The sequence below is a fragment of the Pseudomonas sp. 10-1B genome, from assembly GCF_000935045.1.
GTDB lineage: Bacteria > Pseudomonadota > Gammaproteobacteria > Pseudomonadales > Pseudomonadaceae > Aquipseudomonas.
This window is the reverse complement of the sequence record NZ_JYKS01000039.1, coordinates 37,157-54,965: the sequence shown is the minus strand read 5'-3', so window position 1 is coordinate 54,965 and position 17,809 is coordinate 37,157. Positions and strand designations below refer to the sequence as shown.

At 63.2% G+C, this 17,809-nt stretch carries 15 protein-coding genes and 1 pseudogene; 13 read left to right on the top strand and 3 right to left on the bottom strand.

Annotated features, from left to right (window positions below):
• Window positions 1-4 precede the first annotated feature (4 nt).
• From TZ03_RS20655 to TZ03_RS31140, 5 genes and pseudogenes are all read left to right on the top strand, one after another.
• Window positions 5-313: a DUF485 domain-containing protein gene (locus tag TZ03_RS20655; RefSeq protein ID WP_004376242.1), complete on the top strand. Its 309-nt coding sequence runs from the start codon at window positions 5-7 to the stop codon at window positions 311-313.
• Window positions 304-1,872, top strand: a pseudogene (locus TZ03_RS20650) (cation acetate symporter); the annotation flags it as partial. The gene TZ03_RS20655 and the pseudogene TZ03_RS20650, both read left to right, overlap by 10 nt.
• A gap of 39 nt (window positions 1,873-1,911) precedes the next feature.
• Window positions 1,912-3,144, top strand: coding sequence for an OprD family porin (locus tag TZ03_RS20645; RefSeq protein WP_051100031.1), 1,233 nt, complete (start codon window positions 1,912-1,914; stop codon window positions 3,142-3,144).
• A 35-nt stretch (window positions 3,145-3,179) separates the two neighbouring features.
• Window positions 3,180-5,231: a phenylacetic acid degradation bifunctional protein PaaZ gene (gene paaZ, locus TZ03_RS20640; protein WP_051100029.1), complete on the top strand. Its 2,052-nt coding sequence runs from the start codon at window positions 3,180-3,182 to the stop codon at window positions 5,229-5,231.
• Window positions 5,232-5,387: 156 nt separating this feature from the next.
• The gene (locus TZ03_RS31140) at window positions 5,388-5,558 is read left to right on the top strand and encodes a hypothetical protein (RefSeq protein ID WP_160297751.1); all 171 of its coding nucleotides are present in this window, start codon (window positions 5,388-5,390) and stop codon (window positions 5,556-5,558) included.
• A 183-nt stretch (window positions 5,559-5,741) separates the two neighbouring features.
• Here TZ03_RS31140 and TZ03_RS20635 read toward each other — a convergent pair whose 3' ends face one another.
• Window positions 5,742-6,011, bottom strand: coding sequence for a DUF6555 family protein (locus TZ03_RS20635; protein WP_051100027.1), 270 nt, complete (start codon window positions 6,009-6,011; stop codon window positions 5,742-5,744).
• Between the two features lie 260 nt (window positions 6,012-6,271).
• Here TZ03_RS20635 and TZ03_RS20630 point away from each other — a divergent pair, with 260 nt between their 5' ends.
• Window positions 6,272-7,588 carry a type II toxin-antitoxin system HipA family toxin gene (locus TZ03_RS20630; RefSeq protein WP_051100025.1) on the top strand — a complete coding sequence of 439 codons (1,317 nt, stop codon included), beginning with the start codon at window positions 6,272-6,274 and terminating at the stop codon, window positions 7,586-7,588.
• Window positions 7,585-8,010, top strand: coding sequence for a helix-turn-helix domain-containing protein (locus tag TZ03_RS20625; protein WP_051100063.1), 426 nt, complete (start codon window positions 7,585-7,587; stop codon window positions 8,008-8,010). The genes TZ03_RS20630 and TZ03_RS20625 overlap by 4 nt, the downstream gene beginning before the upstream one ends.
• A 91-nt stretch (window positions 8,011-8,101) precedes the next feature.
• On the opposite strand, the gene TZ03_RS20620 is transcribed toward TZ03_RS20625, so the two are convergent.
• Window positions 8,102-8,311 carry a general stress protein gene (locus TZ03_RS20620; RefSeq protein WP_051100024.1) on the bottom strand — a complete coding sequence of 70 codons (210 nt, stop codon included), beginning with the start codon at window positions 8,309-8,311 and terminating at the stop codon, window positions 8,102-8,104.
• Window positions 8,312-8,807: 496 nt separating this feature from the next.
• On the opposite strand from TZ03_RS20620, the gene TZ03_RS20615 reads away from it, so the two are divergent.
• Complete coding sequence (locus TZ03_RS20615) at window positions 8,808-12,590, top strand: CheR family methyltransferase (RefSeq protein ID WP_051100023.1); 3,783 nt, start codon at window positions 8,808-8,810, stop codon at window positions 12,588-12,590.
• Between the two features lie 81 nt (window positions 12,591-12,671).
• The gene (locus TZ03_RS20610) at window positions 12,672-13,070 is read left to right on the top strand and encodes an NUDIX hydrolase (RefSeq protein ID WP_051100022.1); all 399 of its coding nucleotides are present in this window, start codon (window positions 12,672-12,674) and stop codon (window positions 13,068-13,070) included.
• 132 nt (window positions 13,071-13,202) lie between these two features.
• On the opposite strand, the gene TZ03_RS20605 is transcribed toward TZ03_RS20610, so the two are convergent.
• Window positions 13,203-13,754, bottom strand: coding sequence for an ATP-dependent Clp protease proteolytic subunit (locus TZ03_RS20605; RefSeq protein WP_051100021.1), 552 nt, complete (start codon window positions 13,752-13,754; stop codon window positions 13,203-13,205).
• Between the two features lie 181 nt (window positions 13,755-13,935).
• On the opposite strand from TZ03_RS20605, the gene TZ03_RS20600 reads away from it, so the two are divergent.
• Genes TZ03_RS20600 through TZ03_RS20585 form a run of 4 tightly spaced genes read left to right on the top strand, consistent with a single transcriptional unit; the run spans window position 13,936 to window position 17,781 of the window.
• A complete protein-coding gene (locus tag TZ03_RS20600) occupies window positions 13,936-14,853 on the top strand; it encodes a DUF72 domain-containing protein (protein WP_051100020.1) in 918 nt (305 codons plus the stop codon).
• Window positions 14,850-15,635, top strand: coding sequence for an endonuclease/exonuclease/phosphatase family protein (locus TZ03_RS20595; RefSeq protein ID WP_051100019.1), 786 nt, complete (start codon window positions 14,850-14,852; stop codon window positions 15,633-15,635). Before TZ03_RS20600 ends, TZ03_RS20595 begins: the two co-directional genes overlap by 4 nt.
• Complete coding sequence (gene clsB / locus TZ03_RS20590; RefSeq protein WP_051100018.1) at window positions 15,632-16,834, top strand: cardiolipin synthase ClsB; 1,203 nt, start codon at window positions 15,632-15,634, stop codon at window positions 16,832-16,834. The genes TZ03_RS20595 and clsB overlap by 4 nt, the downstream gene beginning before the upstream one ends.
• On the top strand, window positions 16,834-17,781 hold the full coding sequence (locus TZ03_RS20585; RefSeq protein ID WP_051100017.1) for a lysylphosphatidylglycerol synthase domain-containing protein: 948 nt from the start codon (window positions 16,834-16,836) through the stop codon (window positions 17,779-17,781). The genes clsB and TZ03_RS20585 overlap by 1 nt, the downstream gene beginning before the upstream one ends.
• The last annotated feature ends 28 nt before the right edge of the window (window positions 17,782-17,809 follow it).

Below are 17,809 nucleotides of genomic sequence, written 5' to 3'. Positions count from 1 at the left end.
ACCCATGACACCCGAACGCATAGAAAGCATCGCCAACCACCCCGACTTCCAGCACCTGGTGCAGCGCAAACGCCGCCTCAACGGCAGCCTCACCCTGGCCATGCTGGTGATCTACTACGGCTTCGTCCTGCTGGTGGCGTTTTCCCCAAGCACCCTCGGCCAGTCCCTCAGCGGCGGCGTGACCACCGTCGGCATGCTGGTGGGCGTGCTGATGGTGCTGCTGTCCTTCGCCCTCACCGGCATCTACGTGCACCGCGCCAACAACGTGCTCGACCCGCTCAACGACAAAGTCAAGCAGGAGTGCGCGCAATGAACTGGACTGCCATCTCGATGTTCATGGTGTTCGTCTGCTTCACCCTGCTGGTCACCCGCTGGGCCGCCCTGCGCACCCGTTCGGCCAGCGACTTCTACACCGCCGGCGGGGGCCTGAGCGGCATGCAGAACGGCCTGGCGATTGCCGGCGACATGATCAGCGCCGCGTCGTTCCTGGGTATTTCGGCGATGATGTTCATGAACGGCTATGACGGCCTGCTGTATGCCCTGGGCGTGCTGGCCGGCTGGCCGATCATCCTGTTCCTGATCGCCGAACGCCTGCGCAACCTGGGCAAGTACACCTTCGCCGACGTGGTCAGCTACCGCCTGGCGCAAACCCCGGTGCGCCTGACCTCGGCCTTCGGCACCCTGGTGGTGGCGCTGATGTACCTGGTGGCGCAGATGGTCGGCGCCGGCAAGCTGATCGAGCTGCTGTTCGGCATCAGCTACCTGTACGCGGTGATGCTGGTTGGTGTGCTGATGGTCGCCTATGTCACCTTCGGCGGCATGCTCGCCACCACTTGGGTGCAGATCATCAAGGCGGTGATGCTGCTGTCGGGCACCAGCTTCATGGCCTTCATGGTACTCAAGCACTTCGGCTTCAGCACCGAGGCGATGTTCGCCAGCGCCGTGGCCGTGCATGCCAAGGGCCAGGCGATCATGGCCCCGGGCGGCTTGCTGTCCAACCCGGTGGACGCCATTTCCCTGGGCCTGGGCATGATGTTCGGCACCGCCGGCCTGCCGCATATCCTGATGCGCTTCTTCACCGTCAGCGACGCCAAGGAAGCGCGCAAGAGTGTGTTCTACGCCACCGGCTTCATCGGCTACTTCTACCTGCTGCTGATCGTCATCGGCTTTGGCGCCATCGTCATGGTCGGTACCGAGCCGTCCTACCGTGACGCCACCGGCGCGATCATCGGCGGCGGCAACATGGTCGCGGTGCACCTGGCCCAGGCCGTGGGCGGCAACCTGTTCCTCGGTTTCATCTCCGCCGTAGCCTTCGCCACCATTCTGGCTGTGGTCGCGGGCCTGGCGCTGTCTGGCGCTTCGGCCGTGTCCCACGATCTGTACGCCTGCGTGGTACGCCAGGGCAAGGCCACCGAACAGGAGGAAATGCGCGTCTCGCGTATCGCCACCCTGCTGATCGGCCTGCTGGCGGTGATCCTCGGCCTGCTGTTCGAGTCGCAGAACATCGCCTTCCTCTCTGGCCTGGTGCTGGCGGTGGCCGCCTCGGTCAACTTCCCGGTGCTGCTGCTCTCGATGTTCTGGAAGGGCCTGACCACCCGCGGCGCAGTGTGCGGCAGCATGGCCGGGCTGGTCTCGGCAGTACTGCTGGTGGTGCTGGGCCCGGCGGTATGGGTCAACGTGCTGCATAACGAGACGGCGCTGTTCCCGTACAGCAACCCGGCGCTGTTCTCCATGAGCCTGGCCTTCTTCGCTGCCTGGGTGTTCTCGGTCACCGACAGCTCGGAGCGTGCCGTCGAGGAACGTGGCCGCTACCTGGCCCAGTTCATCCGCTCCATGACCGGTATTGGCGCCGCCGGCGCCAGCAAGCACTGATATCAAGGACGAACGACCATGTCGGGTAAAACAACAACAATGAACCGCACACACTTCATGTCAGCCGCCTGGCTGGCCACCCTCGCCCTGCCAATGCCGGCGCTGGCGGACTTCATCGAAGACAGCCACGCACGCGTGGAACTGCGCAACCACTACATCAACCGCGACTTCCGCCAGAGCAACGCACCCCAGGCCAAGGCCGAGGAATGGGGCCAGGGCTTTACCGCCAAGCTGGAGTCGGGCTTCACCGACGGCCCGGTAGGCTTTGGCGTCGACGCCATGGGGCAACTGGGGATCAAGCTCGATTCCAGCCGCGACCGCCGCAACACCGGCCTGCTGCCTTTTGGCCCGAACAGCCATGAGCCGGTCGACGACTACAGCGAACTGGGCCTGACCGGCAAGGTACGGGTGGCCAAGAGCACCCTGCGCCTGGGTACCCTGCAACCGATCCTGCCGGTGGTGGTGTACAACGACACCCGCCTACTGGCTTCCACCTTCCAGGGTGGCCTGCTCACCAGCCAGGACCTCGACGGCCTAACCGTCAACGCCGGCCGCCTGAGCAAGGTCAACCTGCGCGATTCCTCGGGCCGGGACGACATGGGCTACGGCGCTGCCAGTAGCGACCACCTGGATTTCGCTGGCGGCAGCTACGCCATCACCCCGCAAACCAGCGTCAGCTACTACTACGCCAAGCTCGAGGACATCTACCGCCAGCAGTTCGTCGGCTTGATAGACACCCGCTCGCTGGGCGAAGGCCTGAGCCTACGCACCGACCTGCGCTACTTCGACAGCCGTAACGACGGTGCAGAGCGCGCCGGCAACATCGACAACCGCAACTTCAACGCCATGTTCACCCTCGGCGTGCGGGCCCACAAGTTCACCGCTACCTGGCAGCAGATGTCCGGCGACAGCGCCTTTCCGTTCGTCAATGGCGGCGACCCGTTCACCGTCAACCTGGTCACCTACAACACCTTCACCCGTGCCGGGCTGGACTCATGGCAGGTGCGCTACGACTACGACTTCGTCGCCATGGGCATTCCTGGCCTGAGTTTCATGACCCGCTACACCGACGGTCGCCATGCCGAGACCGCCACCGTCAACAACGGCCGTGAGCGCGAGCGCGACACCGACCTCACCTACGTCATCCAGAGCGGCCCGTTCAAGGACGTCAGCCTGCGCTGGCGCAATGTCACCTTCCGTTCCGGCAATGGCCTGACCAACGCCGTGGACGAAAACCGCCTGATCATCGGCTACACCCTGGCGCTGTGGTAACAGCGCCCCCACATTTGAACAGCATGGAGAACAGCATGTCTGCCGCCCCTACTCTGCAAAGCTTCATCGCCGGCCGTTGGCTGGGCCAGCACGGCGCCCAGGCCCTGCGCAGCGCCCTCGACGGCCACGTGCTGGCCTACAGCCATGAAGAGCGCCCGGACTTCGCCGAAGCCGTGGACTTTGCCCGTGCCCGCGGCCTGGCCGCGCTGATGGCCATGGACTTCCAGCAACGCGCGGCGCGCCTGAAAGCGCTGGCCCTGTACCTGGCCGAACACAAGGAACAGCTCTACGCCTTGTCCCACCATAGCGGCGCCACCCGTGCCGACAGCTGGATCGACATCGAAGGCGGCAATGCCACGCTGTTCTCCTATGCCGGCATCGGCAGCCGCGAACTGCCGTCGGGCAACCTGGTGCACGAAGGCCCGGCCATCCCGCTGGGCAAGCAAGGGCATTTTGCCGGCAGCCACATCCTGGTGCCGCGCGCGGGGGTGGCGGTGCACATCAACGCCTTCAACTTCCCCATCTGGGGCATGCTGGAAAAGTTCGCCCCGACCTTCCTGGCCGGCATGCCATGCATCGTCAAGCCGGCGACCTCGACCAGCTACCTGACCGAGGCCGTGGTGCGCCTGATGAATGCCTCCGGCCTGCTGCCCGAAGGCAGCCTGCAACTGGTGATCGGCAGCACCGGCGACCTGCTCGACCGCCTGCAAGGCCAGGACGTGGTGACCTTCACCGGCTCTGCCGACACCGCCGCCAAATTGCGTGTCACGCCGAACCTGGTGCGCAACTCGGTGCCGTTCACCGCCGAAGCCGACTCACTGAACTGCGCCATCCTCGGCCCGGACGTAACCCCGGACAGCGCAGAGTTCGACCTGTACATCAAGGAGGTGGTGCGTGAAATGACCACCAAGGCCGGGCAGAAATGCACCGCCATCCGCCGCGCCATCGTCCCGGCCAGGCACATCGACGCCGTCGCCACGCGCCTGCGCGAACGGCTGAGCAAGGTAGTGGTCGGCGACCCGTCGCTGGAAGGTGTGCGCATGGGCGCCCTGGCCTCCCACGACCAGCAGCACGACGTGGCCGAGCGGGTGCGCAGCCTGCTGCAGAGTTGCGACCAGCTGTTCGGCGCCAGCGATGGCTTTGCCCCGCGTGGCGAGGGCGTGGCCGAGGGCGCATTCTTTGCCCCGACCCTGCTGCAGGCCCGCGACCCGCATGCCGAAGGCGGTGCCCACGATATCGAAGCGTTCGGCCCGGTCAGCACGCTGATGGCCTACGATGACCTCGATGAAGCCTTGGCCCTGGCTGCCCGTGGCAAAGGTAGCCTGGTGGCGACCCTGGTCACCGCCGAGCGCAGCGTCGCCGCCAAGGCCATCCCGGTGGCTGCCGCCTGGCATGGCCGCCTGCTGGTGCTCGACAGCGAGGCCGCCAAGGAGTCCACCGGCCACGGTTCACCGTTGCCGCAGCTCAAGCACGGCGGCCCAGGCCGCGCCGGTGGCGGTGAAGAGCTGGGCGGCCTGCGCGCGGTCAAGCACTACCTGCAACGCGCCGCGGTGCAGGGCTCGCCGAGCATGCTCACGGCGGTAACCGGCGAATATGTGCGCGGTAGTGAAGTGATCGAAACCGAGGTGCATCCGTTCCGCCGCTATTTCGAGGAGCTGCGAATCGGCGAGTCGCTGCTCACCCACCGCCGCACCGTGACCGAAGCCGACCTGGTCAACTTCGGCTGCCTGTCGGGCGACCACTTCTACATGCACTTCGACGAGATTGCCGCCAAGGAGTCGCAGTTCGGCAAGCGCATTGCCCACGGTTACTTCGTGCTGTCGGCCGCCGCCGGGCTGTTCGTCTCGCCAGGTGCCGGGCCGGTACTGGCCAACTACGGCCTGGATACCCTGCGCTTCATCAACCCGGTAGGTATCGGTGACACCATCCAGGCGCGGCTGACCTGCAAGCGCAAGATCGACCAGGGCAAGACCAGCCCGCTGGGCCAGCCCCAGGGCGTGGTAGCCTGGGATGTGGAAGTCACCAACCAGCTGGGTGAACTGGTGGCCAGCTACGACATCCTCACCCTGGTACTGAAAAAGCCCTGATGGCACCGTTGGTCAGGGGCGGCGCGCATTCAATCGACCGTCCCTGGCCTTTACCCCTCTGATTCAATGAGGGGTGGTCAATGGCTTCGCCTCTCACTCCTGTATTGGGCCCGCCTGATCGCGGGCCGTTTTTTCATCGAAAGCGAGGGTTGCCAGATGAATGACTTACTGCGAATGGGCGGCGGCAGCGCACAGGATGACTGGCCGGAGCTGGAACCAGACCGGCGCAATGACCAGGCAGATGACCCGGATACCGACCCCCACATTACCGATGACGAAGAAAACCGCCCGGGTGTACCCGCCAGCGACCCTGAGTCCGGTGCCTGACGCTCGGCAGAATACTTACTGCAGGATTAACCGGCTTACGCAGAACCTGAAACCTTGCACCATCCCTGTGGGAGCGGGCGTGCCCGCGAACACCGGCGCAGCCGGTGCCATGCACCGCGTTGGGTTCTTCGCGGGCGCGCCCGCTCCCACAGGGGATCCCGATAATGGCTGAAGCCTGGGGTATCAAACCGTAGCCGCCGGGTCACCCACCGACTGGTTCGGCTTGCCCCCCGATACCCGCCAACTCACAGCGGTGATCCCGTAGCGCTCGGCCATCGGCCTGCTGACCTTGCGGATCTTCTCGCGGCCGAACTTGGGAATGATGCCGATGCCCGCATCGCAACTTGCCCAATGCCAGGCCTCGGCATTGTCCAGCCGCTCCAGACGAATGATGAAACTGCGCGGTTGGCCATGCAGTTGGTAATCGATGATGTACAGCTGTGGGCCAGGCATCGCGGGGGCCTCCTCTTCTCCATGGATGACACCCTGATTGATCTGGGCATGGCCAGAAAATTCAAAATTTTGTCGAACGTATGGTACGAGTGGCCTTGGAGCCCGGCATCCAGGCCGTTGCACCGCCGCTATCCATCTCATCAATCAGCATTATAATGCTGGATGTGATCTATCCTCCGGCGGTAACCGGAATCATATTGCCGAAAGCTGTTGTTTGATCCACACTATTCGGCATCATAATTCCGATTGTATGGGTCGCCATGTCAGGACATCTCACTATCCAGACGTACGTTGAAGGCCATTGGCGCGATGCAATGCTGCTTTCTGTGTCGAATGTTCAGAAGGTTGAGGAGTCGCGATGCAGCGTCTCTTACGCCCAGCACTATCTGATCGAATTCCTCGACAAGCTAGAGACGCCGTTCGAGCCCGCTATCAGCGTGAACCTTCCGCTGGGCTGGAACCCTGTCGATAGCAAAGGGTATCCGCCCTTCATCTACGACATCATACCGGCCGGGGCCGCCCGTACGTCGTTGCAGAAGCGATTCGGTGGGGAAAAGCCTGATGGGATGGACATGGACTTTTTCCTTCTCAGGCGCTGCACGCCCTCGCCCATTGGCCATTTGCGCGTGAAGGAGTCTTTCGAGCAGATCAATCAAACCCGCATGGAGGCTTTCCCGCGTAAAGAGGTTGTAGACCGGACGAACGAATTTCTGGAGTACGCCTATGAGTCAGGCGCTGCGCTAGGCGGTGCGACGGGGGCTCAGGGCGAAGCGCCGAAGCTGATCATGGTGGAGGGGGAAGATGGCGCGCTCCATGCCGATGCCATGCTGCCTGACGCCCTTGCGCGCCGCCATTGGCTGGTGAAATTTGCGCGCAACCAAGCCACTGAACTCGACAAGAACATCCTGCGCACGGAGTACCACTACTACAAAGCGATCGCTCAGCTGGGCTTGCACACGATATCCACGGATGGACTGGCGCTTGAGGAAGCCGATAAACCGAGCCTGTGGATGCCGCGCTTCGATCGGCGAATCACCAACGGTGTGGTGGAAAGGATTCCGGTCGAATCGATCTATTCCGTGTGTGAGAACACCGAGCCTGGATCGAGGCTGAGTCATGAAGAGGTGATCAGCCGTCTGATCCACCTGTGGCGTACCAATGGGCAGGGCTCAGAGCTTGAGGAGCTGGTGTTCGAGTACCTGCGCCGCGACCTGCTCAACCGCATCCTCGGAAACTCTGACAACCACGGGCGCAACATGGCCATTTTCAGGTATCGGGACAGATTCGAGCTGGCGCCGATTTACGACCTTGCGCCGATGGTGCTCGATCCGGAAGGCGTTACCCGGGTGACCAAGTGGAAGCCCGAGCACAAGGGAAGCCCAGACTGGCGCACAATCTGCCAGTACTTCCACGACTATGTGAGCCCTGACGTGCTGTTCGAGCGCGTGCGTGCGGCGGCTGAAATGTTTCGAGCTTTACCAGACCTGCTGGTCGATCTTCCAGAGCAAGTGAGGCGCGCTCAGTCCATCCCGCTGAACAATTTGGACAAGCGCTTGGTTGAATGGGGGCTTCGATGAAAGAGATCACACACGAACGGCGCAAGCAGTTGATCGACGACATCATGCTGCAGCACGACAGGGGAAGCGAAACCCTGGGAACCGCTATTCGCCGACTACGGCTTGAGGTAACCGGTCTGGACCAGGACACTTTTGCTGCCATGTGCAACATGTCGACCAAGGCCCTGTACCAGATCGAGAAGGACAAGGGTAATCCCACCTTGGGCACCATCGAAGCCATCCTGAGGAAGTTCGGCCTGCGTCTGGGGTTGGCCATGGCAACCAAAGCCACTTGCACGCCACCGCTCGGGCAGCAGGAATCTATCGCTAAAGTGCCCGTTCGCGGGGCTAATCCTCGCCGCAAGTATGCAGGTCAGCTCAGTCGAGTTGCACTCCCGGCCACTGCAAAGGCCAAGGACGGTGACCAGGGCCCGAGTACATGAGTGCGCGCCTGCCAGCGACCTGTTAGCGAGATGACGCGATTCCGGGCCGTCAGGCCCGAAATCGCTGCCTGGTTTCAGCGAGTGTGCCAATTCACTGTTGGCGGCCACCGCCGTGGCTGTTCTGCCCGCCCTTGCGCCCAGCTTCCGATGCCCGTTGGCGATCGTTGGCGAAATTGCCGCCAGAGGCCTGCCCGCCTTTGTGGCCCGCTCGGGAGGCCCGTTCACGATCGTTGGCGAAGTTGCCTGGGTTGGTTTCCTTGGTACCGCCGCGCTGGCTGGTTCGCTGTTGATCCTGCGCCATGTCGTTTCTCCTTGCGATGGATTGGCCATGCACATGAAGCTGTGCCATGCCTTGCTTCCGAGCCGCCGATTGGCCGCTCTGCTCAATAGTTTTGCCGGCAGCTGACCGGTGACACAAAACACGCGCAGGCAAAATATTTGCGTGGTGGTTGAAGGGCGATCGCATCTTTCTTCTCAGCCTGTGGTCTCAACGTCATTGCGGGGGTGTCCACGGCTCGCGATTGTTTCATCAGGCAGCCTATAATCCTGCCACATACGCCTAATGCCAGTCAGTTAAGCCTTAGTGGCAGCCATTGGGGCTGCCTTGCAGCCCATCGCCGGCAAGCCAGCTCCCACAGGGACCGCGAAAGGCTTGAGGTCTGCACTGTTCCCGTGGGAGCCCGGCTTGCCGGCGATGGGCCGCATAGCGGCCCCCATCGCTTAACTGACTGGTATTAGCCACATACGCCCGGCTGCTGCTTCGGGCCGAACGTCACGGTCTGCACAAGGCTCCGTCCATGAAGTCGTCCTCCAAGCAACCTGCATCGCCCCAGAACCCCACGCTCAGTCCCAGCCATCTGGATTTCCCGGTCGTGGGCATCGGTGCCTCGGCGGGCGGCCTGGAGGCGATCTGTACGTTGTTCCGGCAAATGCCCAGCGATTGCGGCATGGCCTTCGTGGTGGTGTTGCACCTGTCGCCCGACCACCAGAGCGTGGCCGACCGCATCATCCAGGAAACCACGCGCATGCCGGTGCGCCAAGTGACCGAGCCGGTGCCCATCGAGCGCAACCACATCTACGTGATTTCGCCGGCCAATCGCCTGTCCACCAACGATGGCTACCTGCGTGTGACCCCAGCCAACCGGCGCCGTGGTGACCACGTGGCCATCGACCTGTTCTTCCGTGACTTGGCCGACGTGCACAAGGACCATGCCTTCTGCGTGGTGCTGTCCGGCACCGGTGCCGACGGTGCCGTGGGTTTGTCGCGGATCAAGGAGCAAGGCGGCGTGACCCTGGTGCAAACCCCAGACGACGCCCAGTACGACAGCATGCCCCGCGCCGCGATTGCAACCGGTATGGTTGACCTGGTGCTGCCAGCGGCGGAAATGCCACAGAAACTGCTGGAGTTGTGGCGCAATGCCCGCCAGGTCAAGCTGCCCGAAATCGAGGACGATACCCTGCCACCGGCCCTGGGCACCCGCGCCGGTGATGCCCAGGCCTCCGAGCCCCTGCTCGAAGAAATCCTCCTGCAACTGCGCAGCACCACCGGCCACGACTTCCAACACTACAAACGCGCCACCGTGCTGCGGCGCATCGAGCGGCGCCTGCATGTGACCGGGCAAACGGACCTGACGGGCTACCTGCGTTACCTGGAGCAGCACCCTGCGGAGTCCAGGGCATTACTGGCCGACATGCTGATTGGCGTGACCAACTTCTTCCGCGACCGTGACGCCTTCGAGGCCCTGGAGCGCCATGTGCTGCCGCAGCTGGCCTGCGAACGTGACCCCGCCGAGGGCGCGGACGAGATCCGTGTCTGGTCGGCCGGCTGTTCCACCGGCGAAGAGGCCTACAGCCTGGCCATGCTGGTCTGCGAACAACTGGCTCTGGAGCAAGGGGCGCGCAAGGTGCAGGTGTTCGCCACCGACCTGGACGAGCGCGCGATCGGCATCGCCCGCGCTGGCTCCTACTCCGAGGCCATCGTCACCGATGTGCCGCCCAGCCGGCTGCGCCAGTTCTTCGTCAAGGAAGACCAGCATTACCGGGTGCGCAAGGAGGTGCGGGAGAAGGTGTTGTTCGCCCGCCACAACCTGCTGTCCGATCCGCCGTTCTCGCAGATCGACCTGGTTGTCTGCCGCAACCTGCTGATCTACCTGGACCGCGAAGTGCAGCGCGACATCCTGCAGATGTTCCATTTCGCCCTGCGCCCGGGTGGCTACCTGTTCCTGGGCACGTCCGAATCGGCTGATGTGGCCGCCGAACTGTTCACCCCGGTGGACAAGCGCAACCGCATTTTCCGCGCGCGCGATGTCAGCAATGCAGGCCGCCGCTCTGGCCGCCAGTTGCCCGGCACGCCTGCTGCCAATACATCCTTGCAGGAATTGGCCAAAGCCAAGCCCGGGCGCAAGCCGTCCTTGGCCGAGTTGCATCATCGCGCCCTGTCGCGCCGCATGTCGCCCAGCCTCATCGTCGATGTCGATGGCAACATCCTGCACCTGAGCGAAGGCGTCGGCCGTTTCTTGCAACTGACCGGTGGCGAGCCAAGCCGCAACCTGATCAACCTGGTGCTGCCAAGCCTGCGGCTGGCCCTGCGCAGCACGCTGTTCCAGGCGCGCCAGGGTACTGAAGCAGTGACCTCACGCCCTGTCGAACAGGTGGATACCGAACGCAAGCTGCAGGTGGAAATCACCGTGCAGCCCTACAAGGACGACCCCAGTGGCATTGACTGCCTGCTGGTGGTGTTCGAGGAACGTGCGCCCGACCCATCCCTGCCGTTGCCTGGCGTCATTCGCCAGACCGAAAGCATGGTCCTGCACAACCTCGAGCGGGAGTTGCAGCGCACGCGCCTGCTACTGCAGGAGACGATCGAGCAATCGGAAGTTTCCAGTGAGGAATTGACCGCTTCCAACGAAGAAATGCAGGCGATCAACGAAGAGCTGCGCTCGGCCAGCGAAGAGCTGGAAACCAGCAAGGAAGAGCTGCAGTCGATCAACGAGGAACTGCTGACGGTCAACTACGAGCTCAAGAACAAGGTCGAGGAAACCGACAAGGTCAACGACTATCTGAGCAACCTCATCGCCTGCACCGAGATCGCCACGGTGTTCGTCGACCGCAACCTGCATATCCGCTGGTTCACGCCGCGGGCCGCCGACCTGTTCAACATACTGCCGGTCGACATCGGCCGCGCCCTGCTCGATATCACCCACCGCCTGGATTACCCGGCGCTGGCCGACGACGCCCGCGCCGTGGCCCAGGGCGAAACCACCATCGAGCGTGAGGTCGGCGGTCAGAACGATCACTGGTACCTGGCACGCCTGCTGCCCTACCGCTCCAGCGAGCAGAAAATCGACGGCACCGTACTGACCTTCATCGATATCAGCAGCAGCCACGCTGCCGAAGAACGCGTACGCCTGGGTGAAGAGCGCCTGAGCAAGCAGCTGGCCGAGTCGCAGAACACCAGCCACATGAAGGACGAGTTCTTCGCCGTCATGTCCCACGAACTCAAGCACCCGCTCAACCTGATCCAGCTGAATGCCGAAATCCTGCGCCGCTTGCCGTCGCTCAAGAACATCAGCGCAGCCAGCAAGGCCGTCGGCACCATCTGCGAGGCGGTAACCAGCCAGGCGCGGATCATCGATGACCTGCTGGATGTGGCGCGCATTCGCACCGGCAAGCTCAAGCTCAAGACCGAGGCGGTAGACCTGCGCACCATCCTGCAGGGCATCCATGACGTGGTCCTGAGTGAGCAACACCCTTGTACGGTACGCCTGGAGCTGCCTGCCGACGGGCTGCCGTTGATGATCGAAGGCGACGTCACCCGGCTGGAGCAGATCATCTGGAACTTGCTGAACAATGCACTGAAGTTCAGCCCGGCGGGCAGTGACATACGCCTGGTGCTGAGCCACGACGAAGAACAGGCACGCCTGCAGGTGATCGACCACGGCGTGGGCCTGAGCCACGACAGCCTGGAGCATATCTTCGACCTGTTCAGCCAAGCCTCGCCGCAGCTGGCCAACCACAGCCGTGAGGGCCTGGGTATAGGCCTGTCGCTGGTACGGCAACTGGTCGAGGCCCAAGGCGGTAGCGTCCGCGCCAGCTCCCCAGGGCTTGGGCTGGGCTGCACCTTCACCGTCTGCCTGCCCTTGTGCGATGTGCAGCACCCGCAGGCCACCCAGGGCACGGAGCAGCCAAGCGTGGGCCGCTTGAACGGCATTCGCGTGTTGCTGGTGGATGATTCCGTCGAGGTGCTGGAGGTCATGCAGGAACTGCTGGAAATGGAGAGCGCCAGCGTCAGTGCCTTCAGCCAGCCGCGTGCAGCCCTGGAGGCCGCTGCCGGCGAAGAGTACGACATCATTCTGTCCGATATCGGCATGCCGGTGATGGACGGCCATGCATTGATCAAAGCCCTGCGCGCCCATGTTCACCTGCGCCATACCCCCGCCATCGCCCTTACCGGCTACGGGGCCAGCGCCGATCAATACAAGTCGCGCCAGTCGGGCTTCGACCGGCACCTGAACAAGCCGGTGGGCTATGACGAGCTGGTCGAGGCCATCGAGGCCTTGAGCGGCACGCTGCCGTACTGACCATTGGTCATATTCAACGCAACGTTCATCGCTGCCCGGGGCCGAAACTTCATGGAACAGAAGATTCGGCCAGGAGGTTGAATGAAGCCAGTCAAGCATCGCGCCACCATCATCTGCCGGCATGGCAAGCAAACCCATAAATGGTTATGGGTGAGAAAGCCCAACGCTGCCTGGACCCTGCCGGGCGGCAAGATCGAACCCGGCGAGACGCCGCTGCAGGCTGCAGAGCGCGAACTGCTGGAAGAAACCGGGTTGCAAGCTGAGACATTGACCTTGCTGATGCGCCATGAAACGCCGGAGCGCATGCACTACGTGTTCGAGGCGGAATTTGCCGATGCACCACACCCCAAGGCGCTGCATGAAATTGCTGATTGCCGGTTTGCCCACCTGGACCAGGTGACGGTGCTCAAGGATGAGATCAAGCTGTTGATCCGTTCGTTGCTGGCCTGTGACCGGGCAACGGCGGCGTCAGTGCGGTAGACCTGCTTTGCCTGTACTGGCCTATTCGCGGGCAAGCCCGCTCCCACAGGTACTGCACAGGCCTTGAGACATGTGGTGAACCTGTGGGAGCGGGCATGCCCGCGAATAGGCCAGTACAGCCACCGCGACCATTCAGGCATGTACGCTCCACTGAGACGCCTCCACCTCGATCGGCATCTCGTCAATGGCATGAATCATCCCGCTTTCGAGCGCTTCCGCCGGCCCCAGTATCCGCGGATACGCCATCAGGTACCGCGGCACATCCAGTACCTCGACCGCCCCCTCGGTGCGCTCGGCCACGATCTGCGCATACAGCCGCAAGTCATAATCCAGGCTCATCGCATACTCGGCCATCCGTGAATGGTCCACCGAGCCATGCAAGGTCCAGTGGAACGGATGGAACAGGAACTTGCTGAAACTGCACGCCGTGCGCCGCTCCCCAGCCAGGAACAGGATATTGCCCATGGACTCCACCGTGCCCAGGTTGTGGGTATGCACCTCGATGGGTAGCGCCCGCAGGAAGTTGTACAGGGTGAACCCGTAGCTGCACTCCCCGCCCATGGTAGCGATGTTCAGTTGCAGAATTTCGGCCCCCTGCTGCATCGCCCGCGAGCAGGTATTGATCAGGTTGCCACAGGTCGACGAGTTGATCGGCCCGGTGAAGTGGATGATATGTCTGGCCATGCTTGCCTCCGACGCCCGTCCTCATAAGCCGCTATCCGGTGGAAACGTCATCGGCCGCAAAGTTCAACGCGTCATTACCCGCGTCCCGTTGGTCAATCGCGCTGAACCCTGGCCGGTTTTCTTCAGTCGCACTTTCAGAGCGAGTGCGACCGAACAAGGACCCGGCAATGAGGAACGCAGTGTGAGCGATATCCGCATCGGTATTTCCGGCTGGCGCTACGGCCCCTGGCGCAAGGATTTCTACCCCAAAGGCCTACGCCAGGATGACGAACTGGCGTTTGCCTCGCGGGCGGTCAACAGCATCGAGATCAACGGTTCGTTCTACAGCCTGCAAACGCCCGAACGCTACCGGGGCTGGCGGGATGCAACGCCGGACGGCTTCGTGTTCGCGGTCAAGGGCCCGCGTTACATCACCCATGTGCGCCGGCTCAAGGATATCGAAGAACCCGTGGCTAACTTCTTCGCTTCGGGGCCGCTGTTGCTCGGCAAGAAGTTGGGGCCGTTGCTGTGGCAGTTTCCACCGAGCATGAAGTTCGACGAGGCCCGCTTCGCCCGGTTCTTCGAACTGCTGCCGCGTAACCGCAAGGCCGCCTGCGAATGCGCGCAAGGTTGTGCGCAGTACCTGCGGGGCAATGGCGGCACCGATATCAATGGCAATGCTCGGTTGCGCCATGCCGTGGAAATACGCCATGAAAGCTTCCGGTGCGAAGCGTTCATCAAGCTGCTGCGCAAACACCGCGTGGCGCTGGTGGTGTCCGACAGTGCCGGGAAATGGCCTTATGTCGAGGACGTTACCGCCGATTTCGTCTACATGCGCCTGCATGGCGACGTCGAGCTGTACAGCAGTGGCTACACGGCGCAGGCGTTGCGGCGTTGGAAGCAGCGGATCCTGCACTGGAGCCAAGGCAGCCAGCCCGAGGACGCCCAATTGATCGTTCAGGGCCCGCCACCACGCCGCGCGACCCGCGATGTCTACTGCTACTTCGACAACGACCAGAAAGTGCACGCGCCCTACGATGCCCGGCGCCTGTTGCAGAAGCTGTCGCTGGACCACGAACTGATGACCGAGCCGGGCGTGGTGCCGGAGGTGGCCCTGTGAACAGGACCTTGCCCGCCCCGCACTGCATCATCGACAAGGTCACCGCCGTACGCCGGCTCAATGTACTGACGCTGAACGTGCACAAGGGCTTCACCTTGTTCAACCGGCGCTTCATCCTGCCCGAGTTGCGTGAGGCCGTGCGTGCCACTGGCGCCGACCTGGTGTTTCTTCAGGAGGTGCATGGCAACCACCAACAGCATGCCCTGCGCCATCCAGCCTGGCCGGAAACGCCGCAATACGAGTTCCTCGCCGACAGCATGTGGCCACAGTTCGCTTATGGCCGCAATGCCGTGTATCCCCATGGCGACCACGGCAATGCCCTGTTGTCGAAATTCCCCATCAGCAGCTTCAACAACCTGGACGTCTCGGTGCAGGGCAACGAGCAGCGCGGCCTGCTGCATTGCCAACTGGAGGTGCCGGGCCATGAGCAGGTACATGCGGTGTGCGTGCACTTGGGCCTGCGCGAAGCCCACCGGCAGAGCCAGGTCAGGCTGCTGCTGGAGCTGCTCGATAGCCTGCCGCCCAAGGCGCCGGTGATCATTGCCGGCGATTTCAACGATTGGCGGCTGAAGGCCGACGCCGTGCTGAGCGAACACCTGATCGAGGCCTTCGGCGAGCATTTCGGTGTCCCGGCGCGCAGTTTTCCGGCCCGCCTGCCGCTGTTGCGCCTGGACCGCATCTATTTGCGCAACGCCATGCCCGGCGATGCCCAGGTGCTGTCGAAGTACCCCTGGTCGCACCTGTCCGACCATGCCCCCTTGGCCGCGGAGATCAACCTGTGAACCGACCTTGGGTAGACGGCAACCGCGTGCAGTTGCTGATCAATGGCGAGCAATACTACCCCCGTGTATTCGAGGCCATGGCCCAGGCACGGGAAGAAATCCTGCTGGAAACCTTCATCATCTTCGATGACAAGGTTGGCCAGCAATTGCAGCAGGTATTGATCGATGCCGCGCACCGGGGCGTGCGCGTCGAGGTGGTCGTGGACGGTTACGGTACCGCTGACCTGCCTGCGCCGTTCATTGCCGCCATGACCGATGCCGGGGTCAGCTTCCACGCATTCGACCCGCAGCCCCGGTTGGTGGGCATGCGCACCAACCTGTTTCGGCGCCTGCACCGCAAGATCGTGGTGGTCGACGGTGAGCGCGCATTCATTGGCGGCATCAACTACAGTGCCGACCACCTTGGCGACTTTGGTGCGATGGCCAAGCAGGACTACGCCGTCGAAGTCACCGGCCCGGTAGTGGCGCAGGTGCATGCCGCCAGCAAGCGGCTGATGTCGCCGGTGCTGCAGCCGCCCAGTGCGGTACGCCCGCTGACCGAACCTGCCGGGGCCAGCAGTGCTGTGCTGGTCGAGCGCGACAACGGGCTGCGCAGTACCGATATCGAAGCCCACTACTTGCAGGCGTTTCGCAGTGCCAAGCAGCGAATCGTGGTGGCAAACGCCTATTTCTTCCCGGGCTACCGGTTGATGCGTGAGTTGCGCAATGCTGCCCGGCGAGGTGTGCAGGTGCGGCTGATCCTGCAGGGCCAGCCAGACATGCGCTGGGTCCGGGCGCTGTCGCGGCTGCTTTACAACTACCTGCTGCGCGACGGCGTGGTCATTCACGAGTACTGTCAGCGGCCCTTGCACGGCAAGGTGGCACTGGTGGACGAGCAGTGGGCCACCGTCGGCTCAAGCAACCTGGACCCGCTGAGCCTGTCGTTCAACCTGGAGGCCAACCTGTTCATCCGCGATCGGGCCTTCAACCAGCAGCTCAACCAGCATCTGCAGGCCTTGGCCAGCGAGCAGTGCAAGCCGGTCACCCTGGAACGCATGGTCCGTGGTTACTGGTGGCGGGCACCGCTGATCTTCGTCTGCTTCCACGTCATCCGTCATTTCCCGCGTATTGCCGGCTGGTTCCCGGCGCACCGCCAGCGTTTGCGCTCCGTGCAGCCGGAAGTCGAAACCCAGGGTGGCTTTCACGAGGGCAAGACCTGATGGACCGAAAACGTTGGCAAACCTGGGCCAAGCGCCTGTTCACCCTGTTGTTCCTGATCCTGGTCCCTGCGCTGCTGTACCTGCTGGTACGCAACCTCGACTGGAACGAGGTGCGCCAGTCGTTGCTGGCCTATAAGCCCGGTACCCTGGCCGTCGGCCTAGCACTTGCCTTGTGCAGCTACCTGACGTTCGCCAGCTATGATCTGCTGGCACGCGCCTACACCGGCCACCACCTGCCGGCCCGGCAGGTATTGCCGGTGGCCTTCGTGTGCTACGCCTTCAACCTCAATTTCACCACCTGGGTGGGTGGCGTCGCCTTGCGTTACCGGCTGTACAGCCGCCTGGGCCTGGATGCGGCGACGATCACGCGCATCCTTACCCTGGGCCTGCTGACCAACTGGATGGGCTACATGCTGCTGGCCGGCACGTTGTTCGCCTTGCGCCTGGTCGAACTGCCCAGCAGCTGGGCGGTAGGCGCCACCGGCTTGCAACTGATCGGCCTGCTGTTGCTGGCCATTGCCGTGGGCTACCTGCTGGCCTGTGGTTTCGCCAAAAAGCGCACCTGGCGCTGGCGCGAGCATGAAGTCACCCTGCCGTCGCTGCGCCTGGCCCTGTGCCAGGTGGCACTCGGTGCCAGCAATTGGGCACTGATGGCACTGCTGATCTTCTGGCTGCTGCCTGGCCCAGCCTTCTACCCGTCGATACTCGGCATCCTGTTGATCAGCTGCGTGGCGGGTGTGGTGGCGCATATCCCGGCCGGCCTAGGCGTACTGGAAACCGTGTTCCTGGCCCTGCTACACGGGCAGCTTGCCCAGGGCGCACTGGTGGCGGCGCTGCTGGGCTATCGCACACTGTACTACCTGGTGCCGCTGCTGCTGGCGGTGGTCTCCTACCTGATCCTGGAAAAACGCGCCAAGGCCATGCGCCAGCGCGACAAGCCAGCCTAGACCTTGCAAGGGCCCCTGGCCCGGGAGG